The organism is Agromyces albus, from assembly GCF_030815405.1.
GTDB classification, from domain to species: domain Bacteria; phylum Actinomycetota; class Actinomycetes; order Actinomycetales; family Microbacteriaceae; genus Agromyces; species Agromyces albus_A.
Genome location: NZ_JAUSWX010000001.1, coordinates 368,461 through 394,436, shown reverse-complemented (window position 1 = coordinate 394,436; position 25,976 = coordinate 368,461). Strand labels below are relative to the sequence as shown.

General features: G+C 67.9%; 14 protein-coding genes and 1 pseudogene. 4 read left to right on the top strand and 11 right to left on the bottom strand.

Annotation, left to right across the window (positions count from 1 at the left end; all coding sequences use genetic code 11):
• Positions 1-78: 78 nt before the first annotated feature.
• The 7 genes from QFZ29_RS01700 to QFZ29_RS01670 form a co-directional block, all read right to left on the bottom strand.
• Positions 79-1,623 carry a sugar ABC transporter ATP-binding protein gene (locus tag QFZ29_RS01700; RefSeq protein ID WP_306892509.1) on the bottom strand — a complete coding sequence of 515 codons (1,545 nt, stop codon included), beginning with the start codon at positions 1,621-1,623 and terminating at the stop codon, positions 79-81.
• On the bottom strand, positions 1,620-2,648 hold the full coding sequence (locus tag QFZ29_RS01695) for a LacI family DNA-binding transcriptional regulator (protein ID WP_306892508.1): 1,029 nt from the start codon (positions 2,646-2,648) through the stop codon (positions 1,620-1,622). Before QFZ29_RS01695 ends, QFZ29_RS01700 begins: the two co-directional genes overlap by 4 nt.
• 96 nt (positions 2,649-2,744) lie before the next feature.
• Complete coding sequence (locus QFZ29_RS01690) at positions 2,745-3,077, bottom strand: hypothetical protein (protein ID WP_306892507.1); 333 nt, start codon at positions 3,075-3,077, stop codon at positions 2,745-2,747.
• Between the two features lie 100 nt (positions 3,078-3,177).
• Complete coding sequence (locus QFZ29_RS01685; RefSeq protein WP_306892506.1) at positions 3,178-6,108, bottom strand: family 43 glycosylhydrolase; 2,931 nt, start codon at positions 6,106-6,108, stop codon at positions 3,178-3,180.
• 41 nt (positions 6,109-6,149) lie between these two features.
• Positions 6,150-7,193, bottom strand: coding sequence for a hypothetical protein (locus QFZ29_RS01680; protein ID WP_306892505.1), 1,044 nt, complete (start codon positions 7,191-7,193; stop codon positions 6,150-6,152).
• A gap of 97 nt (positions 7,194-7,290) precedes the next feature.
• Positions 7,291-7,920, bottom strand: coding sequence for a hypothetical protein (locus QFZ29_RS01675; protein WP_306892504.1), 630 nt, complete (start codon positions 7,918-7,920; stop codon positions 7,291-7,293).
• A 282-nt stretch (positions 7,921-8,202) separates the two neighbouring features.
• Positions 8,203-10,872, bottom strand: a complete 2,670-nt coding sequence (locus QFZ29_RS01670) for a LamG-like jellyroll fold domain-containing protein (protein WP_306892503.1) — start codon at positions 10,870-10,872, stop codon at positions 8,203-8,205.
• Between the two features lie 226 nt (positions 10,873-11,098).
• On the opposite strand from QFZ29_RS01670, the gene QFZ29_RS01665 reads away from it, so the two are divergent.
• From QFZ29_RS01665 to QFZ29_RS01650, 4 genes are all read left to right on the top strand, one after another.
• Positions 11,099-14,068: an immunoglobulin-like domain-containing protein gene (locus QFZ29_RS01665; RefSeq protein ID WP_306892502.1), complete on the top strand. Its 2,970-nt coding sequence runs from the start codon at positions 11,099-11,101 to the stop codon at positions 14,066-14,068.
• A 114-nt stretch (positions 14,069-14,182) separates the two neighbouring features.
• A complete protein-coding gene (locus tag QFZ29_RS01660; RefSeq protein ID WP_306892501.1) occupies positions 14,183-17,074 on the top strand; it encodes an immunoglobulin-like domain-containing protein in 2,892 nt (963 codons plus the stop codon).
• Positions 17,068-19,251 (top strand): family 43 glycosylhydrolase, encoded by a 2,184-nt coding sequence (locus tag QFZ29_RS01655; RefSeq protein ID WP_306892500.1) that lies wholly within the window; start codon positions 17,068-17,070, stop codon positions 19,249-19,251. The genes QFZ29_RS01660 and QFZ29_RS01655 overlap by 7 nt, the downstream gene beginning before the upstream one ends.
• A 177-nt stretch (positions 19,252-19,428) precedes the next feature.
• The gene (locus QFZ29_RS01650; protein WP_306892499.1) at positions 19,429-22,041 is read left to right on the top strand and encodes a family 43 glycosylhydrolase; all 2,613 of its coding nucleotides are present in this window, start codon (positions 19,429-19,431) and stop codon (positions 22,039-22,041) included.
• Positions 22,042-22,158: 117 nt separating this feature from the next.
• Here QFZ29_RS01650 and QFZ29_RS01645 read toward each other — a convergent pair whose 3' ends face one another.
• The 4 genes and pseudogenes from QFZ29_RS01645 to QFZ29_RS01635 all read right to left on the bottom strand — a co-directional run bounded on the left by QFZ29_RS01645 (position 22,159) and on the right by QFZ29_RS01635 (position 25,975).
• Positions 22,159-22,419 (bottom strand): hypothetical protein, encoded by a 261-nt coding sequence (locus QFZ29_RS01645; protein ID WP_306892498.1) that lies wholly within the window; start codon positions 22,417-22,419, stop codon positions 22,159-22,161.
• 369 nt (positions 22,420-22,788) lie between these two features.
• Complete coding sequence (locus tag QFZ29_RS01640; protein ID WP_306892497.1) at positions 22,789-24,066, bottom strand: non-reducing end alpha-L-arabinofuranosidase family hydrolase; 1,278 nt, start codon at positions 24,064-24,066, stop codon at positions 22,789-22,791.
• A 42-nt stretch (positions 24,067-24,108) separates the two neighbouring features.
• Positions 24,109-24,591, bottom strand: a pseudogene (locus QFZ29_RS20345) (carbohydrate binding domain-containing protein); the annotation flags it as partial.
• Positions 24,592-24,865: 274 nt separating this feature from the next.
• A complete protein-coding gene (locus tag QFZ29_RS01635; protein WP_306892496.1) occupies positions 24,866-25,975 on the bottom strand; it encodes a LacI family DNA-binding transcriptional regulator in 1,110 nt (369 codons plus the stop codon).
• Position 25,976 lies beyond the last annotated feature (1 nt).

The window sequence follows — 25,976 nt, the reverse complement described above, 5'->3', positions numbered from 1 at the left end:
GAACAAGATCTGGAACGCAAGACGATGTTCCCGGAAACATAACGTTCGGGAAACGACGCTCGCAAGCCCTCGTCGGCGTTACGCGTCGTCTTCGTCGGCAGCCGCGATCATCTCGATGATCGTGTCGACGCTGAGCCCCGGCCCGTTGCTCACCTCGCCGATCTTGCGGCGGTCCTTGAGGATCGCGATGCGATCACTCAGCCGCACCACCTCGTCGAGCTCTGACGAGATGAACACCACGGCCACGCCGTCTCTGGCCATCTCCGCCACGCGGGCCTGGATCTCGACCTTCGCTGCGATGTCGACGCCGCGCGTCGGCTCGTCGAGCACGAGCACGCGGGGCCTCGTGGCGAGCCATCTCGCAAGCAGTACCTTCTGCTGGTTTCCGCCGGAGAGCTGCTTGGCCGGAGCATCCGGCCCAGGGGCGACGATGTCGAACGACTCCATGAACCGCTCGACCAGCGCATCGCGCTCGGCGTGGGAGATCGGCCGCGCCCAGCCCCGGATCGCCTGGAGTGCGAGCACGATGTTGTCGCGCACGCTCAGCTCCTCGATGATGCCGCCGTCACGGCGATCTTCGCTCGCGAACGCGATGCGGTGGCGCAACGCCGTCGCGGGGTTCGACAGCGCGACCTTGCGGCCGTCGATCTCGATCGTTCCCGAGTCACCGTGCACGACGCCGGCGAGCAACTGGCCGAACTCGCTCCGGCCCGAACCGCGCAGGCCCCCGAGGCCGACCACCTCGCCGCGGTGCACCTCGAAATCGGTCGCGTCGAACTCGCCCCGGCGACCGAGGCCGACCACACGATACACGGGCTCGCCGGTCGGCTCCGCTCGATGGGCACGTCGCTCGGATCCGATCCGGCGGAGCTCGGTGAGGTCTTTGCCGATCATCTTCGAGATCAGCTCGGCGCGATCGAGTTCTCGGGTCGGGTACTCCCCTTGGCCGCGGCCGTCGCGCAGCACCGTGATGCGGTCGCTGATCGCATAGACCTGTTCGAGGAAGTGCGAGACGAAGAGGATCGCCACGCCCTGTTCGCGGAGCCGCTGCAGAGCACGGAAGAGGGTGGCCACCTCGTCGGCGTCGAGACTCGAGGTGGGCTCGTCGAGCACGAGCACCTTCGGCTGGGTCACGAGTGCCCGGGCGATGGCGACGAGCTGCTGGATGGCGGGCGACAACGCCGACACCGACTGCTTGGGGTCGAGGTCGCCGAGTCCCAGCTCGTCGAGCACCGCAACGGCTCGCCGCCGCGTGGCCCCCCACGAGATGCCGTACCAGCGCCGCTCCTCGTGACCGATCATCACGTTCTCGGCGATGGAGAGGTTGCCGCACAGGTCGACGTCTTGGAAGGCTGCGGCGATGCCGGCCGCCTCTGCCGCAGCAGGTCCGGAGACCGCGACCCGCTCGCCGTCGATGCGTACTTCACCCGCATCGATGCGGTACGCGCCGGTCAGCGCCTTCACCATCGATGACTTGCCGGCACCATTGCCGCCCATGAGGGCGTGGATCTCGCCGCCGAACAGCCGCAGATCGACGCCATGCAGCACCGCGGTGCCCTCGATCACCACGGTGATGCCGGTCATCTCGACGACCGGTCGCGCCGAGGCAACCCGCTCGATCATGATGGCCTCGGTGGCGCCGTCGACGAGCGCACGACGATCTCACTGGGAATCTTCGAGCGCTGCGGGATCTCGCGCCCCTCGAGCGCCGCGCGCAGCACCTCCATCGCCTTGACGCCGAGAGCGTGGAAGTTCTGGGTCACGGTCGTGAGCGGCGGAATGAAATGCCGGGAGAGCGGGAGATCGTCGAATCCGACGACGCTCACGTCTTCGGGCACTCGGATGCCGCGGTCGTAGAAGCCGTGCACGACGCCGAACGCCATCTCGTCGTTCGCCACGAACATCGCCGTGTACTCGGGCACTCCGCTGAGCCCTGCTGCGTAGTCGTAGCCGAAGTCGGCCGTCCAGTCGCCCACGACGATCGGGCGGGCTTTCAGCCCCCATTGCTCGATGCGGCCGTGGAACGCTCGCTCGCGACCACGCGCGTCGAGCCAGTCGAGCGGGCCGGCCAGATGCAGGATGTCGCGGTGTCCGAGCGAGACCAAGTGGTCGACGGCGAGCGTCGTGCCGAGCTGCTGGTCGACGCTGACGGTGAGGAAGGTCGGGTCTTTCGCAGCCTTCACCACGAGCACGGGCACGTCGATCGAGATGCGCCGCAGCGCCGACACCGACGAGGAGCGCGGCGCGACCACGCACACCGCATCGACGCCCTCGGCGAGGAGGTGGCTCACTGCGCCCTCGGGGGTGAGGCTCGCGTCGTCCTGCATCGCCACCGAGGTGACCGAGTACCCGCTCGAGCGGGCCGCGAACTCGATGCCGCGCAGCGTGCTGGTCGGTCCGAACTCGACCGAGCTGTCGACGATCACGCCGATGCGCTGGGTGCGTTGCGTCGCGAGCGCGCGCGCAGCGCTGTTGGGCTTGAAATCGAGTTCTTGAATGACGTCGAGCACCCGCTGCCGGGTGGCCGGGCGGATGTTGGGATGTCCGTTGAGCACGCGCGAGACGGTCATGTGCGAGACGCCGGCGAGCGCGGCAACCTCGCGGATGCCGAGCTTCTCGGGGCGTTCCCCCGTCTCGACGTCACTCACGACCGTCTCCTGTCTCGCGGAAGTCTCGCCGCTGATGCGTACCCTTGCGCGGACGCGCCATATTCGAGCGCTCACCGGCGCGCCGACGGCACCAGCCTATTCGTTCGGCCCCTGAATCGGCGCGCCGGCGGGGCGAGGCGCGCACCAGTCGCGCGGCGTCGCCTTCTTGGCTTGTCCTGGCGGCGGCGTCGCCTTCTTGGCTTGCCCCGGTGGCAGGATCGGCTTCTTGGCGAGGCCCGGCGGCAGCGTAGGGGTGCCTACGGCGTCGCAGCGGCAGGGCGGCCGCACATCGGCGCAGTCGGCGCGGGGTTCGATGAGAACGCCGATCTCGACGCCCGCCCCGTCGTCGAGCGGTTCGGTCGCAGCTGGGGCCGGGAGCCCCCCGACGAACAGCCCGAGCAGGACGACTGCTGCGATCGTGCGCGTCATTCGCTTCTCCCTACTCCTTCAGGTCCATTGTCGGTCGTGCACGCCGGCCGGTCGAGATCGAGGGTGGTGGGACCGCCGGTGACGACCCCACCACCCGCGTTCAGCCGCAGGACCGTGCGTTGTACGGCGCGTCGTGCGACACCGTCACCGGCTGGCCCTCGATGGTCGCCGTGGCATCCATGGATACCACGCCCGCCGGCACGCTCGTTAGACGCGTCGTGAACGCGTGGGCCACGCTCTTGCCCGGCGCGACCGAGGCGAAGGACTTGCTGCCGTACGCCGTCTCGAAGGCGACCGTGATCGGCACCTCCTCTGCATTGCTCGCGCGCACCGTGACGACAGCCTTTCCTGCCACGCAGCGGGTGTCGGCCGTCAGTTCGACATCGAGTGACGGCGCCAGCGCCTTCAGCGTTCCGAGGCGAGCGAGTTCAAAGCTGAGCGCGCGCTCGGGGGCGTCGATCTGGTTCTGCGTGCCGACCACCCCTGCCGCCACCGTTCGCGCTTCGGCGAGTGCGTTGAGCATCGCCCACGCCTCGGCGGGATAGTCTCCCGAGTCGAGCGAGTCGGCGTAGGCGATCGCGGCATCCAGGTCGCTCTTGTCGAGCGGCTGGTTCTGCGACGTCAGGGTGTCGCTCAGCAGGAAGCGATCGAAGTCGACGTGGCCGCCGGTCTGCTGGGTCGCGTAGTTGAACAGTGCGACCCTGTGCCCCATGAAGTGTATCGATCCGCCGAACTCGAGCGGTCCGACGGCGTTGCCGAGCTGGGTCCAATCGATCCCGTCCAGACTGTAGTAGAAGGTCGTGTAGAGCCGCCCTTCGCTCTGGGCGAAGTCCAGATCTGCCTTCAGGTGCACCTCCGTGGCATCCCCGAGTTCCGCAGTGGCCCCAGGGAGGAAGCTCTCAACCGCCGCCTGGTCGGTCGATGCGGGGAAGGGACGTCCGCGATGGACGACCCCCACCGTGTTCACCTCGTTCACGCGCTGGACCGCGACGTACGAGAAGTCCTGGCCGAACGCTGCAAGTCCGGCGACGTCGCCGTCGTTCATACCCGAGATGTCGAGCTTCGTCTCGGCCGACTGCCGAGGCCCGAAGGAGCGCTGCGAGAGCGTGTTGCGAGCTTCTTCGAGCCAGGTGAGCTCGCCACCGGGGTCGCGGTGCGTGTACGCACCGGTCACGACCTTGCCGGCCGTCAACCGCAGCCACCCCTCGCGGTCGGTGAGCGACCAGTACCTGTTGTCTGGTGTGTGGTTCCACTCCCAAGCCAGGTCGAGGTTCGACCCGTTCGGGGCGATCTCATCGGGATGCGGCAGCTCACCGGAGACGGGGGGCCGTCCGACGAGTGACACGTCGTCGACTTTGTAGTCCATGAGGTGCGTGTCGGGGTCTGACGACGGATTGGGCACCCATGGAGTCTCGATGAAGATGCGGGCGTCGGAGAGAGCCTGGGATGCAGGAATCGTAAACGTTCCCGACACCTTGACCCAGGTCCCGCGGGTAACCTCCGTCTGGGGCGTGAGGTTGGCGAAGTTGCCACCGTACCGAGCAGTGATGATGAACGGCTTGGTCGCCGGGCTCGCAGGGTTGTCGTATTTGATCCATGCCGAGACGTCGTACGTGACGTTGTGCTGCACCTTGCCTGTGACGATCTGCGCCGGTCCCGATCCCGTGAAGGTCCGCCCTGTGACCGCGATCGCCGTCGAGCCGGAGTGTGCGTCGGGCGTCGTCGAGAGCGTCGCGCCGTCGTTGGCAATCCAGCCCTCGGTGTTTCCGGACTCGGCGCCGGGGTTGGCGAAGAGTTCGACGCCGATCAGCGTCTCATCGATGTCGGGCGGTGTCGGCACCGTCCACTGCTCCTCCTGGAAGGCACGGTGCGGTGCATCGTTGTCGAAGTCGTCGGACACGACGATGCTCTTGAGCCGCTCGAAGCGCTCCTGCTCCGGGGTGAGCTCGATCGGCTTCTCGAAGACGCCGTCGACCGGAACGACGCCGTTGTTGCCGAACGTCGGCCAGCCGTTGCTCCACGTTGCCGGGATCAGCGCCGGGATGCGCCCGACCGGATACGAGTCGCGGAAGAAGAAGCCATGCCAGTCGTCGCCGCCCGCGTCATTCGAGACGGGCACGAGACTGCCCTGCGCGAATCCGTTCGAGTTCAGCACCCCGCGGGACTCGTACGTCACCGGGGTGTCTGCGAGGCGCCCGAGCAGTTCGGGCGAACGGAACATGACGACCTGTCGACCGTCGCTGCGCCAGGTGATCATCACCACGTAGTAGTAGCCGTCGATGAACGACACCTGGGCACCCTCGAAGATGCCGTCGTCGTTACCGATGTACGGCTTATCCGCGTAGTCGCTGCGGCGGATCACGTCCGGAAAGTCCTGCTCGACTGCCGTCAGCGTCGGGTTCAGCCGAACCGCGCTGGAGCCACCGCCACCGTAGAAGATGTACGGTGTTCCGCCGTTGGCATCGTCGAAGAAGAGCGAAGGATCGTGGAAGCCTCGACCGAACGCCGTCTTCGTCCACGCTCCGTTGTCGATGTCGTCGGTGCGGTAGAGGAAGGCGCCGCCGAGGTTCAGCGAATTGATCAGCACGTAGTAGGTGCCGTCGTGGAAACGGATCGACGACGCCCACTGCCCCTCGCCGTAGGAGTTCTTGCCGTTCCGCAAGGATGCGGCATCACTGATGTCGAGGCGATCGAACGCGTAGTTCACGATCTCCCAGTTGACGAGGTCGTACGACTTCATGATCGGTGCGCCCGGACTGAGATGCATCGTCGTGCTGACCATGTAGTAGATGTCGCGGCCTTCGTCGTTCTGCGACGCAGGGACCCGCTCGACGGCGACATCCGGCACATCCGACTTGAGCATGGGCACCTTGTAGGTGCCGTCGCCGGCGTCCGTTGTCGTGTACGACGACTCCGGATTCCATTCGACGGCGGCCTGCGCGGCGCTCGTCGTCGCGAACACGCCGACACTTGCCATCACTGCCGCGGCGGCGAATGAAACCGACCTGAGTGCGAACTTCGGTTGGAACATACGTTCTCCTTCGATACGTAACCGGGAACTGACAGCTCAGCTCATGCCGCGCGCTCGGGAACGGCGTCGCGACGACCTGCTTCGCGGGCCTGCCTGACCAGTTCTTCGATGCGACGGGTCGAGCGGTTGCGGCGCCAGAGCAGTGCCATGGCGATGAGGGCGAGTCCGGCGAGCACCAGCAGTTGCGGCCACGGAATCGCCCAGATGAACAGTGGTGTCGCCGCCGGCGCGACCTCGGTCGACTGGCCGTCGGCAGTGGTGACGGATGGTGCGAGTGCGATCTCGCCCGGGAAGGCGAACAGCGGCCACACCTGGTCGACAACGAGCGAGAAGGTGTGACGCTCCCCCGGCAGGATCTCCTGCCGGCCCGCGCTCTCATCAGGGAACGGAACCTGCTGCCCGGCGAGATCGAGCACCCCGCCCACCTCGAGACGCGTGTTGCCCTCGTTGACCACGTCGAAGGAGACGTCGATGCGTCCGGGTTCGAGCGGATTCCACGAGGTGCGGTAGTCGGTGCGCACGTTCTGAGCCGAGAACGCCGGGGCGAGCTCGCCCGTCACGCGGGTCATCACGCGGAACCCCACGCGACTCTCCACCCCGACCTCTGCACCCTCGCCCTGCTTGAGCGACAGCACAGAGGCGGCGATGCCGGCGGCGTGATCGCCGGGCTCCGCGTTCTCGGGAACCGAGATCGTGAAGGGAACGACGACGGTGCCGCCGGGTTCCACCGTGACGCTCTCGGGCAGGGCGATCCAGGTGCCGGCGTCCACCGACTCCTGATCCGACGGCAGCATGTCGAAGCGCCCGCTGCGGGTGTAGAAGCCATCAGCGGCCGCGACCCGGAAGGTGACCGCTTCAGTGCCGAGATTGCGCACCGCGAAGTGGTCTTCCAGAGTCTCGCCTGCGTCGAGCTCGTGCTCGATGGCCACTCGGCCGTCGGGCCCCGAAGCATCGGCCGGCGTGACCGACCACGATACCGCCGCGGCCTCGTCGGCCACAGCAGGGGTCGCGGTCACGGTCAGCGCGGCGGCACCTGCGACGGTCGCGAGGGCGGCGAGCGCGGCTCGAAGACGAGATGTGTTCATGGCGAGTCCTGGTCGAAGAGATGCGGTCAGTGAAATGAGGTCGGGGGTGCGGTCGGGCCGGCGATGTCGCGCCGACCCGACCGCCGGGGGAGCCGGCTCAGAGCGCGTCTTCGAACAGCGACAGCGTCAGCAGCGACGTGTAGCCACCCGGGGCGACATCGACCGGGGTCTTGAGCACAAGGTTGGCGCCGGCCGTCCACTGGCCGGAAGCCGCGGTCGAGCTCGCGGAGTCGAGCGAGAGGGCGAGCAGTTCCTCGCCGGTGAGGCCGACGTTGTTCGGCGCCTCGTCGAGTGACGTCTTCACCTCGTCGCCCGCGGCGACCTCGCCGTTGCCGGTGGTCACGAGCGCGGGCGACCAGCCGAGGTGGTCGGGGGTGATCGACGGCTGACCCGCCGCACCCACGAAGTCGCTCGCCTGGCCCGTCACGTACCAGAAGACGCCCGAGGGCACCTCGGTGCGCGTGTCGGTGACCGTGACGTTCGGCAGGGCGCCGGTGAACTGGCGGTACTCCGCCGTCGAGCCGGTCTCGGTCAGTGCCGTCTCGGTGTTCTCCACCGTCAGGCTCAGTGCGCCGTTCTGCACCTCGGCGATGTCGACCTTCACATCCACGCCCGAGCTGCCTTCGGGGTCGGGGTAGGCGGCGAACGCCGCCGTTCCCACTCCGACGAGCATGAGCCCGCCGAGCACACCCGCAGCGCAGCGCGCTGCAGCACCTTTGCTGATCATGATTTCTCCAGTTCCTCGGCCGGCGTCGGCCGACCGAATCGGTGTGCAGCCGGGATGCTGACACGTTCGTTTTCAGGCTCGACAGCGCGACCGGGGCCGGCTCCCTCGCCACTCACGGCCTTTCGGGGGGCCGTGGTCTCGCCCGCATGGTCCGCGGGAAGATCGTGAGGATGCAGACGGCTCCGCGACACCTCGAGGCGGGGCGTCGTCGAACGCGACGATCGTGCTCCCATACCGATCACCCCGCTCGTTCCTGTCATCTCTCCATGCTCCAGTTCGCGGTCAGTTGCAGGTACGCGCCGCGAACGCGGCCGTCTGGGTGCCGCCGGCAGACGTCGCCTCGATGCTGCCCGCCGGAACGGAGGCGAGACGAGACGCGAACGTCAGGCTCTTGGCCGCGCCAGCATCGAGTTGCACCGTCTTCGAGCCGTACGGGGTGTCGATCGCGATCCCGGCGGGCGTCTCGCCGGTGTTCGTGGTCTTGGCGACGAGCACGACCTTGCCCGCCACGCAGCGGGTGTCGGCCAGCACGGTGAACGACGGGCCCTCCGGCGCGGTCACGACCACGGTCGCGTTCACGGTGATCGCCGCACTGCTCGAGAGCGCCCGGTCGGGTGCGTTCCATGCGGTCGAGCCGCCGGCCCCGACCCACGTGTCGAGGTTGGCCGAGTACGTGCTCACCGTTCCCGTGATCGGGTAGGTGCCGGGGGTGTCGAGATCGACGGATGCCTCCTTCCACACGACCGGCCGCGACGCGGTGCCCCGCTCGTAGGCGAGCACGACGTCGGTGGTCGCCGGCAGCGCACTGTCGAGTTCGCTCGGCTCACTGCCGGCGTCGATCTCGATCGAGCCGAGGTCGGATGACACGGCGGTCGTGGCATCCGCCGACCGCACGGTGTCGTACTGCGCCTTGGTCAGGGAGATGATGCCGCCGTGCTTGGTGTGCGGAGCCATCGAGAACGTGGGGTCGTTCAGCTGAGTCCACCCGGTGTCGAGGTCCGTGGTGACCATGGGCCGGTATCCGGTGCTCGGGATCACATCGACGTACAGATACCACTTCTCGTCGTCGTGGCTTTTGAATACGGCCGGTCCCTCAACTCCGCCGGCGTGTCCGCCTGTCCACGCCGCGCCGATCTCCGTCTGCAGGATCGTCCACGAGGTGTCCGGCTCCCACCACCGCTCGGTCGTGGTGGACTCCATGTAGATGCCCTTGCCAAGGCCGTTGTCCTTCGTGATGCGGTAGGTCGTACCGTCGTTCTGGATCATCGTCGTGTCGATCGAGCTGGCGCCGCTGTTCACGAAGTCGCCACCGAACGAAAAGGTCTCCTGGGAGAAGTCGGTGGTGGCGCCCCAGAGCACGCGCTGGTAGCTCGGCCCGGTGTGCGCGGCATCCTGGTACACGTTCGACGACCAGTACATGACGAACGCGCCACGACCGTCCGGGTAGTAGTCGTCGACCCACAGGGCCTCGGGAGCCCAGGCCATGCCGAGGTCGGCAACCTTGGTGCCGCTGCTGTTGAGCGCCGTGTCGAACGTTCGCGGCTCGCCCCAGTTCACCAGGTCGTCTGACTCCCAGACCACGAGATCGGTGCTGCCATGCGTCTGCCAGTGGCACCAGGTGTTGCACGAGGCGGGGCCGCCGTCGCCGCCGAACACCCGAAGATCGGTCGCGATGATGTAGTACCGGCCGGTCTCGGGATTGCGCGTCAGGAACGGATCACGCACGCCGGTCGTCCCCAGCTGCGAAGCCAGGATCGGCCGACCGCCGTTGAGCGGGTCCCACTTCTCCGGGTCGTCGCCGCGCGAGATGTCGACGTAGATCTTCTCGGCATAGCCGGCAGCGTCCTCGATGAAGTGCACCATGAGGTACCCGTAGTCGTCTGTCGGGGCCGCTGCGGGGCGGATGGTCACGGGAATCTCTCTCGTCGCAGGGACTCCGCGCACCGTCGCGGTCGCGGTGAGGGTGGTCTCCACGGACCCGGCCTCCGGCTGCGTCACGGTGGCCGAGCGACCGTCGGCGCCGATCACGATGTCTGGGCTCGACGACGTCCAGGTGACTACTGCAGAGGTCGACCCCGGCAGCGTGACATGCGCGTCGTCCAGTTCGATCGGGGCGAGCGCGTCGACGGCGGCCTGCGCCGCGGGCGCCATCTCGTCGGCGTGCGGTGCGGCGTCTGCGATCGACACTTCGGTGACCTCTTCCGGGGTCAAGGCCCTGTCGTACACCCGGAATGCGGCGACCTCACCCTTGTAGAGCGGGTCGGGGTACGGCGCACGGCCGATGGTGTTCATGGTCTGCGCGGCGATGGAGCCGGGCGTGAGCGCCGTGGACGTGCTGCCGGCGCGCACGCCGTCGACGTAGAAGGTGATGATGTCGGCGGCGCCGTCGATCACGCTGGTCACGCTGTACCAGCGGCCGGGGGTGAGCGGCGCGAGGCCGCGCGCGTTCACCTCTGCGCCACCGCCGCCGGTGGTGATCGCGGTGCGCGCGGTGTCCTTCAGCGAGGCGAACCAGTACGCCGAGGTGTCCTCGCTACCGATGTTCCAGAGGAAGTGCCAAGCGGATGCCATCGACGGATCGAACTTCGTCTCCACCGTGATCGTCGCCGATTCCTCGCCGGCGAGCAGACTGTCGGGCAGCCGCACCCAGTCGCCGGCGCCGCCCTTCGCACCGCCGGCGAGCACGAGTGACGATCCGGTCCAGAGGGCGTCGCTGCCGTTGACGACCGTGGCCGGCCCGAGCGAGCCGCCGGCCGTGTTCGCCACCGTGCTACCGGTCGTCTGGGTGAAGAGGTATTCGGCAAGCAGGCCGTCGCGAGGGGCATCCGCGGGCACGGCGTTGGCCGCGGATGGAACGAGTGGACCGGCGGCGGTGGCGGCCGCCAAGAGAGCGGCGCCGACGGCGATTGCAGTGGCGCGGAACACGCGAACGGTGGCGGCATGCGTCGACATTGACAGCTCCTCGAGCCTACGACTTCGGTGGCGGGCGAACCGGTGACGTAGCCTTGTTACCGGTAACGCCAGACCGTAGCACAGAGTCACGAAGTGTCGCCAGAAGATTTCGGCACACGGTCAGTTCGTCTGCGATCCTTGGTTTTGCGGCAATGTGTCCGGTAACATTCGAGCTCCCGCCGATCATCGTCGGGCCCCTCCGTCAATGGCGACTGCAAGGAGACCCATGCGCCCGTCTGCCGCCCTCCCCCGATCTCGTGCGCGACGATTGCTCGCCGCGGGCCTCGCCGGCGCCGTGGTCACCGGCTTCTGCGCGACCGCACCGCTGCCCGCATCCGCCGCCGAGCTGCCCCCAGTCACCGCCCACTACGACATGTCGCACGCGGGCGGCGCACTGCTCGACATCTCGGGCAACGGTCGCAACGCCACACTCAGCGGCCTCACCGACGCCTCGTTCGCCGATGCCGGCGGCGACGCCGTGCTCCGGTTCAAGAAGAACGGCTATGCCGCGCTGCCCAAGGGTCTCGTGACCGCAGCCGACAACGACTTCACGGTCGAGTACACGGTCTCGAGCCAGACCGCTGCCAACCAGTTCGGCTGGGTGATCGGCGACGGCGTCGGCGCCTGGAACACCACTGCCCTCGGCAACCACGTGTTCGTCAACCCGCGCTCGAGCGAGTCCGCATACAGCAACGCGATGCTCTCGGGAATCAGGGTGAAGACCGGCACGAGCAACGGCGAGGTGCGCCTGCCGAACGGTGGCGGCCTCAACCCGGGCTTCACCACACTGACCCTCGTTGGCAGCGGCAACACCCTGACGCTCTACCGCGACGGCGCGCAGGCCTCGACGGTCACCCACTCCTACGCCATGAGCTCGATCGTGCCGGCCGGCACGACGCTCGGCTACCTCGGCCGCTCGCTCTACGCCCCCGACCCGCTGCTGCAGGCGGACGTCACCGACGTGAAGTTCTGGGACGTCGCCCTGAGCCAGACGCAGGTCTCGGAGAGCATGCCCACCGCTGCGGCGAAGTCGGCGTCGACCGATGCGCTGCTGCGCACCGACCTGCTGCCGACCGTGCTCGCCGCAAATCCCTCGGCCGATGCCGTCTCGCAGAACCTCTCCCTGCCGGCATCCGTCAACGGCGTCACGCTGAGCTGGGCCTCGAGCGAGACGTCGGTGATCTCGAACACCGGCGTCGTCTCGCGCACCGTCACCACCGACACCCCCGTGACCGTCACGGCCACGACCTCGCTCGGCACCACGATCGCCTTCGACCTCACCGTGCTCGCCGCCTCGGCGTCGGCCGACCTCGAGGCGATCTCGCTCGCAGCCCGCACGACCGAGAACCTGCCGCTCATCACGACGGGATCGGTCAACGGCGCGACCATTACGTGGACGTCCTCCGACCCCGCGTTGGTCACGCCGACCGACACCGGCTACACCGCTCCCGCGGTCGGCGCCCCCGACCCGTTCGAGGGCGGCGGCCTCGTCGACCGACCCGCCTACGGTGCCGGCGACCGCGAGGTCACGCTCACCGCGCATGCGGTACTCGGCCAGTCGACGGTCGAGAAGACGTTCACCGTCGCTGTCGCCGAGCACGCGCGCTCGGCCCCCGACGCCGGGTATGCCGCCGCCTACTTCAAGTCCGACAGCGACGAGAAGATCTACCAGGCCGCGACGTCGGGCAACGACTTCTTCACCTTCTCGCCCGTCAATGGCGGCGCAGCGGTGATCACCTCGACGACCGACACCAAGGGCCTGCGCGACCCGTACATCCTGCGATCGCACGACGGCGACAAGTACTACATGGTCGCCACCGACCTCTGCATCGGCTGCGGCACGGGCTGGGGTCCGGCCCAATCCGCGGGCAGCCTGAAGATCGAGGTCTGGGAGTCGGTCGACCTCGTGCACTGGACCCGCACGAACGGCATCGACACCGGCATCACGATCAACCAGCCCGAGGCCGGCATGACCTGGGCGCCCGAGGCGTACTGGGATGACGAACTGCAGTCGTACGTCGTGTTCTTCGCATCGCGTCTCTACTCGGATGCCTCGCACACCAACACCGACAAGCTCTACGCCCGCATGTTCTCGGTGCTCACGCGCGACTTCAGAACCTTCACCTCGCCGCCCGCGACGTGGCAGGACACGGGGTACGCCCGCATCGACTCGACGGTCACCAAGATTGACGACTACTACTACCGCTTCACGAAGAACGAGGAGGGCGGTGCAGCAGGCACGCTCGAGGCCGGCAAGGACATCTTCCTCGAGCGCTCGAAGGTGCTCACCGCCCCGACGACCTCGTCGAGCTGGAGCGCCGACCCCGCCACGACGTGGCAGCTCACCGACACCCACATGACGAGCCTCGAGACCGGTCAGGCGGGAGAAGGACCCGAGATCGTGAAGCTCAACGAGGGCGACCCGAACAACACCTCGGGCGACGGCTACGTCTTCCTCGTCGACAACTACGGTGCCGGCGGCTACCGCGCCTTCGCGACGACCGGCGCCGAAATCGCCTCGAGCTCGCAGAGCGACCGCATCTCGCAGCGCTCGAACTGGAACGTGCGCCCGGTCGGCGGACTGCCGGCGAGCCCGCGGCACGGCGCGTTCGTCAGCGTGCCGCAGACGGTGCTCACCGCCATGCACGACTGGACCGGAATCACTGCCGTCGCGTCGACCACGCAGCTGACCGCCGACGGCCGCGACGTCACGGCCGAAGTGGCCGCCGCCGACGCCGGTGACATCGCCGGAACGGTGACGTTCTCGGGCGGCGACTGGAGCACCACCGTGCCGCTGCAGAACGGCACGGCGACCGTCACCGCTCCCGCCGGGGTCGTGTCGGTCACCGCGACCTACGACGGCCACCGTGATGCGCTCGTCGCCACGTCCGCCTCGGAGCCCGTCGAATTGCACGGCGACCTCGAGCTCGACGCCACGGCGACGACCCGGTGCGTCGCAGGCAAGGTGCAGCTCGTCGTCACCGTGCACAACGCCGACGACCTGCGCGCGGCGGTCGCGATCCAGACCCCGTACGGCGGCAAGAGCGTCTCGATCGCCGCCGGTGCCTCCGCCTCGGCCGCGTTCGCGACACGCGCGGCGTCGATCGCCGCGGGCTCGCTCACGCTGACGGGCAGCACTGCCGACGGCAGCGCCTTCGAGGGTTCGTTCAGCACCCCGGCCGCTCACTGCGGCTGAACGAGTCGGATGCCTCGGCGGCGCGCCGAGGCATCCGATTCGTCATTCGACCACCACGTTTCGATCACCACGTTTCAACCGACTTCACGGTTTCGACCATCACAAAGGAGTGACATGCGCGACATTCTCGTGCGAAAACTGCGAACGGGGGCCGCAGCGGTTGCGGCCGTCGCCGCCATCGCGGTTGCAGGCGCCATCGCCCCGCAGGCCGCCGGCGCCGTCGAGGCGCCCGCACCGCTGATCCACTACACCTTCGACGCCGCCGACGGCGGTGTCGTCAGCGACGCGTCCGGCAACGGGCACGACGGCGTCATCAAGCAGAGCGGCGCAACGGTCGCCGCCGGTGCCCTGTCACTTCCCGGTGGTGCGCGCGCGAGCGCCGCCTACCTCGAGATCCCGACCGCGGGCCTCGTCGGCAAGAAGCAGCTCACGATCTCGACTTGGCTCAGCAACCGTTCGGGCCCGGCGAACGTCGGGGCCGTGTTCATCGGCGCGCCGGTCGCGTCGGGAGCCTCGTACTCGAGCGGCTACTGGATGCTCAACCCGACGAACCCGAGCGGCTACGTGAAGTCGGTCGTGACGAACACGGTCAATGCGGGCGCCCCGTGGGGCACCGAGATCGGCCCCGGCGCGACGAACACCGCGACCACTGGCGTACGCACGCCGTCGGGCATGGCGCTCTACACGACCGTCATCGACGGGGTGAACGCGAAGCTCACGGTGTACGTCAACGGCCAGCAGATCGGCCGGCACGCGATCGCGCGCGACGTGTCGTCGTTCGGCTCGAGCCTGCTGTCGTACCTCGGCCGCTCGACCTACAACGACCCGGGCTGGGCCGGCGACGTCGACGACTTCGCCGTCTACGCCGAAGCGCTCGACTCGACCACCGTGCAGCAGGTGTTCGCCGGCCAGGCGATCGAACGCGCCACCTCGGCGGTGTCGCTGCCAGCGACCGCCACGTCCGACTTCGCCCTGCCGACGACGAGCCACGGTGCATCCGTCTCGTGGTCGTCTGACGGAGCCGCGATCGCGGTGTCTGCCGGAACGGCGACGGTGACCCGCCCGGCGGGCGGGTCGGCCGACGCCGTGGTCACGTTGACGGCCAGCTTCACCGCCGGGAGCGCGACGGCGAACCGCAGCTACACCGTGACGGTGCCGGCGCAACTCTCCGACCAGGCGAAGGTCGATGCGGATGTCGCGGCCATCGCCATTCCCGGCGCTGCCGACGTGCGCACGAGCTTCGCGGTTCCGACGACCGGCGCGAACGGCTCGACGATCTCGTGGGCGGTCACCTCGGGCGCCGACATCGCGACGCTCCGCGACGGCGTCAAGGCGGGCACCGCGACCATCGCGATCACGCGTCCCGCCACGGCATCCGACATCGTGCTCACCGCGACCGCGACGAGCGGCGACGCGACTGCCTCGCGCACCTTCACCCTGACGGTGCCCGCGGCGCCGGCGACGACGGCCGACCCCGAGGCCTACGTCTGGGCGTTCTTCACCGGCGAGGGGGCCGGTGCCGAGCGCGTCAGCCTCGCGGCATCCAAAGGCAACGATGCGTTGCGCTGGAACACCCTGAACGACGGCGAGCCCATCTTCACGTCGACACAGGGCACGAGCGGGCTGCGCGACCCGTTCATCATCCGCTCGCACGAGGGCGACAAGTTCTACATGCTCGCCACCGACCTGAAGGTCGCCGGGCTTGCCGGCGGCTTCACGACGGCGCAGATCTCGGGCTCGCTCGGCATCGAGGTCTGGGAGTCCACCGACCTCGTGAACTGGTCGAACCAGCGGCACGTGCAGGTCTCGACGCCGCACGCGGGCAACACGTGGGCGCCCGAGGCGTACTGGGACGACGAGCTCGGCCGCTACGTCGTGTTCTGGGCGTCGAACCTCTACCCCGACACGAACCCGGCATCGCGCACGGCTGTGACCTACAACCGCATGATGTACGCCACGACCGACGACTTCGTGACCTTCTCGGAGCCGCAGATCTGGTCGGACGTGAAGCGGGGAACCGGCCGCGGCCTGATCGACTCCACGGTCGCGAAGGTCGACGACACCTACTACCGCTTCACCAAAGACGAGGCATCCATGACGATCCGCGAGGAGACGTCGACCGACCTGCTCGCGACGATCAGCGGCTCGCTGCCCGGCACCACGGGCGCCGCCGACGAGTGGACACTCGTCAAGGAGCAGGTGGCCACCGGGCTGCCGAACGGCGAACCGGGCAAGACCTTCACGAGCGGCGAGGGGCCGAGCATCTTCCCCGCGAACCCGGGTGACGTGAACGGCCTCGACTGGTTCCTGTTCATCGACCAGCCCTCGTATCACGACGGCCCGAACTACTACATCCCCTTCGGCTCGAACGACATCGCCGATGGCTCGTCGTGGCAGCCGCTGGGTGCCACGCTGCGCGAGAACCTGCCGCAGAACAGCGACGGCGGCAAGCCGCGCCACGGCACTGTGATCCCGGTGACCCGGGCCGAGTACCAGACGGTGCTCGAGGCCTACGCCCCGGCGGTCGCCGTCGCCGAGGTCGCCCCCATCGAGGTCACCACGCGCCCCGGTCAGGCACCGGTGCTTCCCCGTGCGTCGCTCACGACGGTCGACGGCACGACCGAGCAGGTCGAGGTCACGTGGGAGGGTGTCTCGCCCGCCGACTACCAAGCGCCCGGCACGTTCACGGTGCGCGGCGTCGCGCACGACGATTCGCGGATGCCGGTGACAGCGACCGTCGTCGTCGTGCCAGGCATCGACGTGGCGGCCTCGACCCGGTGCGTGGCCGGCAAGGTCGTCATCGTGGCCAAAGCGACGAACCAGTCGGCCCAGGGGTCGAGCGTAACGATCACCTCGCCCTACGGCGAGCGCGTCGTGACCATCGCGGCGGGCGCGAGCCAGTCGGCGACGTTCTCGAGCCGTCTCACGACGGTGCCCACCGGTGAGGTCTCGGCCACCGCCGACGGCGCCACCACCACCGCTGCATTCGGAGGCCGCTCATGCTGAGACCGTTTCGAGCCGTGCTGCGCACGGCGCTGATCGCCGCGCTCGCGTTCGGCGGCCTCACCGCCATCGACGCGCAGGCCCCTGCCGCCGAGGCGATCGGGGAGGACACCTTCACCAATCCCCTGGCGCCCGACACGGCCGATCCGACGATCGAGTTCCACGACGGCAACTACTACGTGGTCGCCACCACGTGGGACAACAAGGTCGTGATGCGCAAGGCGCCGACACTCGCGGGCCTCGGCACGACCAAGCCGGTGACGGTCTACTCCGACACCAATCCCGGCCGCAACGGCAACATGTGGGCTCCCGAGCTCGAGCGCATCGAAGGACCGAACGGCTGGCGCTGGTACCTGATGTACACGATGGGCGTCTCGGGCGATTTCGGCACGCAGCACCTGCAGGTGATCGAGAGCGCAGCGGATGACCCGATGGGCCCGTACACCTACAAGGGCCGGCCGATTCCGACCGACGACTGGAACATCGACGGCGCGTACCTGCACCTGAACGGCGAGCTCTTCGTGACCTGGTCGGCGTTCGCGCCCGACGGGCTGCAGAGCAACTACATCGCCCGCATGTCGAATCCGTGGACCGCGACCGGGGCGCTCAATATCCTGTCGCAGCCGACCGAGGCCTGGGAGGTCATCGGCCAGCCCGTGAACGAGGGCCCGATTCCGCTGCAGAAGGATGGAAGGACCTGGATCGTCTACTCGGCGAGCTTCTGCGGCACCGAGGACTACCAGCTCGGCACCCTCGAGTACCTCGGTGGCGACCCCGTGCTGTCGGCATCGTGGCAGAAGAGCGACGGCGCCGTGTTCTCGAAGGCCAACGGCGTCTACGGCACGGGTCACAACGACTTCTTCACCTCGCCCGATGGCACCGAGACATGGAATCTCTACCACGCCAACAACCGGCCGAACGGCGGATGCAGCCGCGAACGCTCGGCCCGCGCGCAGATCGTGAACTGGGGCGCCGACGGCGAGCCCGACTTCGGCATCCCGCAGGCGACCAGCACGCAGGTGCCGGTGCCGAGCGGCGAGAACGCGCCGATCACCGCCCAGGTCGAAGGTGCCAGGTGGAACCTCGTGAGCCGTAGTACGGGGCTCTGCGCCACGGTGCCGAATGATGAAGCCGGTGCTGCCGCTGCGCAGGGCAACTGCTCCTCGTCTCGCGCTCGCTTCGTGCTCGACACCACCGGTGACGGCTACCTGCGTCTGGTGAACGCCGTGAGCGGCGCGTCGCTTGGGCCGGCCGAGTGTGCGACGGCCGAGAGCGCGGCGGTGCAGCAGACCCCCTTCCTCACTACGGGATGCCAGCAGTGGACCGTCGCCTCGACCACCGGCGGCTGGTCGAAGCTGACGAACCGCACGAGCGGCAAGGTGCTCGACGCGAGCACCGGCACCGCGCTCGTGCAGTCGACGGCGAACGCCTCGGCCGGGCAGGACTGGGCGCTGCGCCCCGCCGGTCAGGTCGTGGTCACCTCGATCGTCTCGGGCAAGGCGTTCGACGTGCCGAACTGCGGGGCCGCCGACGGCGCCATCCTGCAGCAGCGCGAATACCTCACTGCGCCCTGCCAGAGCGTCAGCTTCACCGCGGCCGCGAATGGGGAGGCGGAACTCCACCTCGGCTCGGCACCCGAGAAGTGCCTCGCCGTGGCCGGCGGGTCGACGGCCGACAGCGTCGCGGTCACGCAGGGCCCGTGCGGCATCGCGGGCAGTACCTGGCGGGTGCTCGTCCGCAACGACGGCACCGTCGAGTTTCGCAACGGCACGAGTCTGAAAGCGCTCGACCTCTCGTTCTGCGCTGCGGCCGATGGCACCCGCGTCCATCAGTACAGCGTGCTGAACAACGACTGCCAGCGCTACCGCATCGCCTCGGTCGCGCCCGACCCGGTCGCGGCACCGACGCTCGAGGCCACGGCCGTGGCGCGCTGCGTCGCCGGCAAGGCTGTTGTGGTTGCCGCGGTGCATAACGCCGACGCCATCGCCCTCGACGTGACCGCGGCCGGCGCCTACGGCTCGAAGACGTTCACGCTCGAAGCCGGTGCATCGAGCAGCGCTGCGTTCTCGACCCGCACGAAGACGATCGGCGCTGGATCGGTGACGGTCACGGGCACCGACCCCGCCGACCCGAGCCGCTCGGTGACGGTCACGGCGGGGCATCCGGCCCTCGGTTGCTGACGGGCAGTGCCCTCACGTTTCGCCACTACATCACGCTGTGCACCCTCGCCCCCACCGCCTCGGCGGCCCAACTGAACCACGAAGGAGAAATCGTGAATCAAACCATGGAACGCTCGCCGTTGCGCGTACCGCGAAAGGCAGCCATGGCGTTAGTCGGCGGCCTTGCAATCGGCCTGTGTGGGAATCGTGCCGATTTCGGCCTCCGTTGCTTCAGGCGCCGAGGCGCCTGCAGCAGCGCCCACGGCCAGCTCCTCGGCACCGACAGATGGGCTCATCGGTCAGTATCTCTTCACTCAGGGCGCCGGCACGACGGTTGCGAATTCGGCGACCGGTCCCGGCGCGGTCGGCGACGCCACAGTCGTCAACGGCACGGACGATCTCTGGAACGGCGACTCGCTGAGCTTCATCGGTGGAGACAAGTCCAGCCCCACTGCCAACTGGGTGGAACTGCCAGACGACATACTGGCCGGCAAAGAGTCAGCTTCAATCACCACGGAAGTCCAGATCGATGCGTCGATGAAGTCGAACTTCAACTTCCTTTGGAACATCGGCAATGACGCCAACACGACCTACTACTTCAGTTCGGTCCGAGACGAACCGCGTACGGCCATCACTGTCACTTCTGGCGGAGGTGAGTTCAACGCCCGTGCAACGGCAGGCCTCGACGCGGGCCGCTGGTACAACCTGACATCGGTGATCGACGGCGATGCCGGAACCATTTCGTTCTACATCGACGGCAAGTTGATCACGACGACGCCGACCACGCTGACACCGGCGTCGATCGAAGACCAGTCATTGAACGCGATCGGCCGCTCGCCGTGGCCGGACCCATTCTTCAAGGGTGAGGTCGCGGCATTCCGCGTCTACGACCGGGCACTCACAGCGAGCGAAATCAGCGACGTCTCCGACGCCGATGCGGTCGCTCATGCCGATGAGTTCGGCCCGGCAGCGCAAGCGATCGCCGATTCGATCACTCCCGTCACTGTCGCGACCACCAACCCCGCCCTTCCCGACTACAACGGGACCGTTACCTGGGCATCGAACCTTCCTGAATTGACCATCGGTGACGATGGCAGGCTGGCGAGCGCAATTGTGCCGAAGGCCGGGGAGCCCGATGTGAAAGGCACCCTGACTGCGACGGCAAGTGTGCGCGGCGTCACGGCGACGAAAACCGTCGACGTGACAATCAAGGCTCCTCCAGCGGATTCGGATTCATGGGGAAACCCGGTCGTGCAGACCATCTACACGGCAGATCCAGCTCCTCTCGTCGTCGGCGACACCTTCTACCTCTACACCGGCCATGACGAAGACAATTCGGTGGGGCGGTTCGTGATGAATGACTGGCATGTCTTCTCCAGTACTGACATGGCCAACTGGACGCACCACGGCCCGGCACTGAGCGTCTCCACCTTCGCCTGGGCGAAGTCGGACGCGTGGGCGGGGCAGGCAATCGAACGCGATGGAAAGTTCTACTGGTACGTGCCGACCACGGAGACGGCGACCGGCCAGATGGCGATCGGTGTCGCCGTCGCCGACAGCCCGGTGGGTCCATTCCGCGACGCGCTTGGCCACCCTCTCGTGTCGCGTACCCAGATCGACCCGACGGTGTTCATCGATGACGACGGTCAGGCGCACCTCTACTGGGGAAACCCTGATCTGTACCACCTGGAGCTCAACGCCGACATGATCTCGTACGACGGTGAGCCGCAGAAGATCGAACTCACTGCGGAAGGGTACGGAACGCGGCCGAACAACGTCAATCGGCCGACCCTGTACGAGGAGGGCCCGTGGGTGTACAAGCGCAACGGTACCTACTACAACATGTTCGCCGCCGAGTGCTGCGGTGAGTTCCTCGCCTACTCGACCGCACCGACGCCGACCGGCCCGTGGACGTACGGCGGAGCGGTCATGCCCCGTCAAGGTGCGTCGTTCACCAACCACGGCGGTGTCGTGGACTTCAAGGGCAAGTCGTACTTGGTGTACCACAACGGCGCCCTTCCCGGAGGCAGCGGATTCACTCGATCGGTGGCCATCGAAGAGTTCGAGTACAACGCAGACGGTTCGATCCCCGAGATGAACATGACAACGGCGGGGACAACGCAGGTGCAGGCCCTTGATCCGTTCCAGCGTCAAGAGGCAGAGACGATCTCGTGGGAATCGGGCGTCGAAGTCGCCCCGACGACCGGAGGCGGTCTGCACGTCACGGACGTGGACAACCGGGACTACATCAAGGTCAACGGCGCTGACTTCGGCGCCGGAGCCGACACCTTCACTGCTCGAGTGGCGCCTTCACAGGCAGGGCATATCGAGGTGAGGCTTGGCAGTCGCGCTGGCACGCTCGTGGCGACATGCGATGTCCCCAGTGGTTCCGGCGATTCGCAAGACTGGATCGACGTCACCTGCCCCGTAACCGGAGCGACCGGAACGAGCGACGTGTTCTTCGTCTTCACTGGTGACGGTAGCGGGGACCTCTTCGATATCGACTCGTGGCAGTTCACCGTTGTCGAGACCGACCTCGAACTCGCCTCCTCGGCCGCGGTGCGCTGCGTCGCGGGCAAGGCGCAGGTCGTCGTCACCGTTCGCAACCTCGACACCGTGCCCGCCGACGCCGTGATCCGCACCCCGTTCGGCACGAAGACCGTCGCCGTCGCCGCTGGAGCTGCGGCCTCGACGTCGTTCGCGACGAGGCTCGCCTCGATCACGAGCGGCACGGCGACCCTGACCGGCACCGCCGCCGACGGCCAGCGCTACGAAGGCTCTGCGCCGATACCGCCGCGAGCCTGCGGCTGAACCCCTCGGGCGCATCCGTCGTCCGACGGATGCGCCCGAGGGCTGCTGGACCCGCCCGAACCCGAACACCCCAGACAGATCAGAGGAACGGCTCGAGCGACAATGCAAACGTCACGATCACGTCGGCGTACGGCGAGCGGTCGGCGAGACCCGGTCGGTGACGTTCTCGAGCCGCCTGTAGACCCTCCCCGCCGGCGAGGTCTCCGCGACCACGTCCGGCGCCATCACGACCGCCACGTATGGAGACTGCACATGCTGAGACGCACCGCGCGAGGCATCCGTGTCTTGGCCGGCGCGGCGCTCGGCGCCGTGCTCTCGCTCGGCGGCCTCGCTGCCGTCGACGCCGCGAACTCCCCCGCCGCCCAGGCGATCGGACAAGACACCTTTCACCAATCCCCTGGCACCCGGCACGGCCGATCCGACGATTGAGTTCCACGACGGCAACTACTACATGGTGGCCACCACGTGGGACAACAAGGTCGTCATGCGCCGGGCAGAGCGCTCTTCACGCGGTCAGTGCCGCAGCGGCGAAGGCCGGTCGGGAGTCTCCCGACCGGACTTCGCGTTGGTCACTGATGCCGCAATGCGGCCCGCAGTTGGTCGCCCTGCACGAGCGTCGGCCGACCGGCGATCGCGGAATCCCTTCCATCACGAAGGGGCATCGAGTCGTGCTGACTCGATGCCCCTTCTGAAGGTATTCGACGTGCCGTCCGGCGGATTCCCGACCCGCCCGACGGATACCCGTCGCTAGCCCGCGGTGTACTCGATCGTGCGCTGGTACGAGACCGGTCCCGTCGGCCCGTCCTTAGTGGCGGTGACGGAGATCGTCCCGCTGGACTTCTCCGCGAGGCGCGTATTGAAGGCAACGGAGGTCGTCTTCCCCGGCATGAGGGTGGGAATCGTCTTGGTTCCGAAGTCGGACGTGACGGTCAGCGACACTGAGGACGAGTCGTTGTTCGTCACGGACACGACGAGGTTGACCTTCCCGGCGACAGTCCTCTGCGACACAGACGACTCGACATCGACGCACATGTCGGAGATCGGGTTGTCGCCGACTGCCGTGAGGAGGCCGAGCTTGTACGGCAGGCTGATGTAGTCGGGTGCTTGGGCCGTGTGGGATACGCCCTGGTAGAGCATGCGCATCGGCTCGCATGGGTCGAGGGTGAGGCGTTGATCGGATCCGGAGCGGACCATTTCACCATGCGACACCTGTTCCTTCGACCAGATCTCGTTCTCGAAAGTCCGGTTTGCCGGACCGGCGAAGGGGTCCGCCTCGGTCGCCGCGAGCGGCGTCCATGGACCTGCCAGATCGTCGGCGATCCAGGAGCTGAAGTAGCGCCCCGGGTGCCCGATCGCTTCGATCATGGTGATGTACTTGTCAGAGCCATCAAGCTTGTAGGTCATGCTGGCCTCGAAGATATTCTCGGTCGTGTCCTGAAGCTCGAGCTCGGGTGCGCCGAAGCCGTTCGGAAACTGCTCGATCGTCGTCTCTGCGCGCCAGAGCCTGCCGTTGTCACCCGTAGCGAAGAGGTGGCAGAGCTCGTCGTCGCAGATGTTGAAGAAGTCGAGCCATCCTCCGGTCGCTTGGATCGCCGCCGGGGTTCCGTTCGGGTACAAGGGAAGAGGGGCGCTCCACGACATCGGGTCGTCGATGTTCGCCGTCGTGGAGTAGTGCGGGTCGCCTACCTGGTAGATGAGATACCACAGACCTTGGGGCTCGAAGAAGAACACCTGCGGAGCGGCGGTGTAACCGGCGCCGATGGGTGAATCCGCCAGGTAGGTGATCGGTGCTTCGGCAGCTTCTGACCAGTCTGTGAAGCTCGTGGTGGCCATGCTCCAGCCGTTCTGGCTGGCGGTCGTCATGAACACGTGGTACTTGCCGTCAGCGAATACGACAGTTGGGTCCTTGACTCCGAGCGACGGGTGCTCCTCGGTGGGCTGCGGAACGATCACAGGGTCGCTGGACGACCACTCGAACAGCGGCTCCACCTCGAACAGCGAGACGTCGTCGACGCGGAAGTCCATGAGGTTCGACGCAGGGTCCGCGGAAGGATCGGGCACCCATGGCGTCTCGATGAAGATGCGTGCGCCCGTGACGCCTTGCTCCTCGGGGATCGTGAACGAGCCCTTGATTTCCGTCCACTGCCCTCTCGTCGCGATCGCACGAGCGAGGTTGATGTATCGATCGCTGTAGGCCATCGTGAGGATGAACTCTTTGGTGTCTGGGCCGGAGTCGAACCTCACCGTCGCCGAGATATCGTACGACGACCCGGGCGTGAGCGTTCCGCCAAGGTCCTGCCAGGGGCCGGACGACGTGCGCGTTCGCTCGGTCACCTTCAGGCTCGCCGCTCCGCTCGCAGCGAGCTCCGTGTCGGTGGAAAGGACGCCTCCATCCGGACTCGTCCAGGGTGCGACCCCATTCTCGAACCCTCCGTTGCTCACCAGATTGGCGCCCACTACGCCCGCCTCGGCGCCCGACGGCGGCACGGCCAGGCTGGCCGCCACAAGGGCGGCGGCGATCGCGGTCGCGCCGACCCATCGAACTTTCATCGGTCTCACATGCATAGCCAGCTCCTTCGCTGAGTGGTGTTGTTTCCGGCTCATCGCGCGCCCAGCGCGAACATCACTGTCCATTGGGCGTTCGAACAGACCGGCTTTCGGATGTTACCGGGAACAAGGACGATTCGGAAGGGGCGCCAGGGATATGGGTGACGGCTCGCGTTTGGTGTGAGGGGTTACGGGCGGGGGCCTTGCTCACAAGTTCGTGGGCGCCCGGCATTCGGCGCTGGGCGCGAGTTGCGGCAGGAGCCGGTCTGGGCCCACGTCAGCGAGCAGAACCGCGCGGCGGCGCCGTGCTCTCGCGCACGACGAGCTCGGGCACGCGTTCCGTGCGATCGGGTGCCGTCGGCTCGTCGCGGAGCACGTCGAGCACGGTCGCCATGATGTCGCGGCCGAGGCCGTCGAAGTCCTGCCGCATGGTCGTGAGCGGCGGCGCGAAGTATGCCGCTTCGGGGATGTCGTCGAACCCGATGACGCTGACGTCTTCGGGCACCCGGAGGCCGGCGGCGCGGAACGCCGCGAGCAGGCCGAGCGACATCTGGTCGTTCGACACGAACACGGCGGTCACGTCGTGGTCGGATCGCAGGAGCTCGCCCGCCGCATGCCCCGACGGCGGCATCCAGTCCCCCACGATCGGGTCGTGCAGCACGAGGCCGTGCTCGCGGATCGCGTCGGCGAATCCGCGGCGGCGCTCGGCGGCATCCATCGAGTCGGAGGGCCCAGCGACCTGCCGGATCTCGCGGTGGCCGAGGCCGATGAGGTGCTCCGTCGCGAGGCGCGCACCCGCGTACTGGTCGAGCGAGACCCGATGCGTGCCGGGTTCGTCCTCGGATGCCACAGCCACGAGCGGCACGCCGGCGTGGATGCCGCGCAGCACCTCGACGGCCTCGCGCTCGCCCGAGATGAGCACGATCGCCTCGACGCGCTGGAGCGCTTGCCGATGCACCGCCTGGGTGAGCGTGTCGGCGTCAAGAGTGCGCATGCTCGTCTGGCTCACGGTGAACCCGGCGGCGCGGGCCGCCTCGTTGAAGCCGAGCGCGGCGCTCGACGGTCCGTAGTCGGGTCGCCCGGCCTGGATGAGCCCGATCGATCCCGACCGGCGCTTGGCCATGGCACGCGCCGCGGGCGACGGCGTGTAATTCAGCTCGGCGATCGCCTGCTCGACCCGAAGCTTCGTGGAGGCGGCCACGCCGGTGAGGTCGTTGAGCACGCGGGAGACCGTCTGGTGCGACACGCCCGCGCGGCGCGCGACGTCGAACATCGTCGGCACGCCGGCGGGCTCCGCCTGGGCGGGCGACTCGGGCTCGGGCGGGGCGGGCTCGGGAGACTCGGGCTCGGGCGCATCCGCCCGGCCCGAGGCATCCGTCCCGCCCATG

Coding starts and splice junctions, on each gene's coding strand:
- QFZ29_RS01640 (WP_306892497.1), bottom strand. CDS start 24,066: ATGGACTTCCGCGTCGACGACGTCTCGCTGTTCGAGGTGGAGCCGCTG.
- QFZ29_RS01655 (WP_306892500.1), top strand. CDS start 17,068: ATGCTGAGACCGTTTCGAGCCGTGCTGCGCACGGCGCTGATCGCCGCG.
- QFZ29_RS01685 (WP_306892506.1), bottom strand. CDS start 6,108: ATGTTCCAACCGAAGTTCGCACTCAGGTCGGTTTCATTCGCCGCCGCG.
- QFZ29_RS01690 (WP_306892507.1), bottom strand. CDS start 3,077: ATGACGCGCACGATCGCAGCAGTCGTCCTGCTCGGGCTGTTCGTCGGG.
- QFZ29_RS01660 (WP_306892501.1), top strand. CDS start 14,183: ATGCGCGACATTCTCGTGCGAAAACTGCGAACGGGGGCCGCAGCGGTT.
- QFZ29_RS01665 (WP_306892502.1), top strand. CDS start 11,099: ATGCGCCCGTCTGCCGCCCTCCCCCGATCTCGTGCGCGACGATTGCTC.
- QFZ29_RS01675 (WP_306892504.1), bottom strand. CDS start 7,920: ATGATCAGCAAAGGTGCTGCAGCGCGCTGCGCTGCGGGTGTGCTCGGC.
- QFZ29_RS01700 (WP_306892509.1), bottom strand. CDS start 1,623: ATGATCGAGCGGGTTGCCTCGGCGCGACCGGTCGTCGAGATGACCGGC.
- QFZ29_RS01680 (WP_306892505.1), bottom strand. CDS start 7,193: ATGAACACATCTCGTCTTCGAGCCGCGCTCGCCGCCCTCGCGACCGTC.
- QFZ29_RS01670 (WP_306892503.1), bottom strand. CDS start 10,872: ATGTCGACGCATGCCGCCACCGTTCGCGTGTTCCGCGCCACTGCAATC.
- QFZ29_RS01635 (WP_306892496.1), bottom strand. CDS start 25,975: ATGGGCGGGACGGATGCCTCGGGCCGGGCGGATGCGCCCGAGCCCGAG.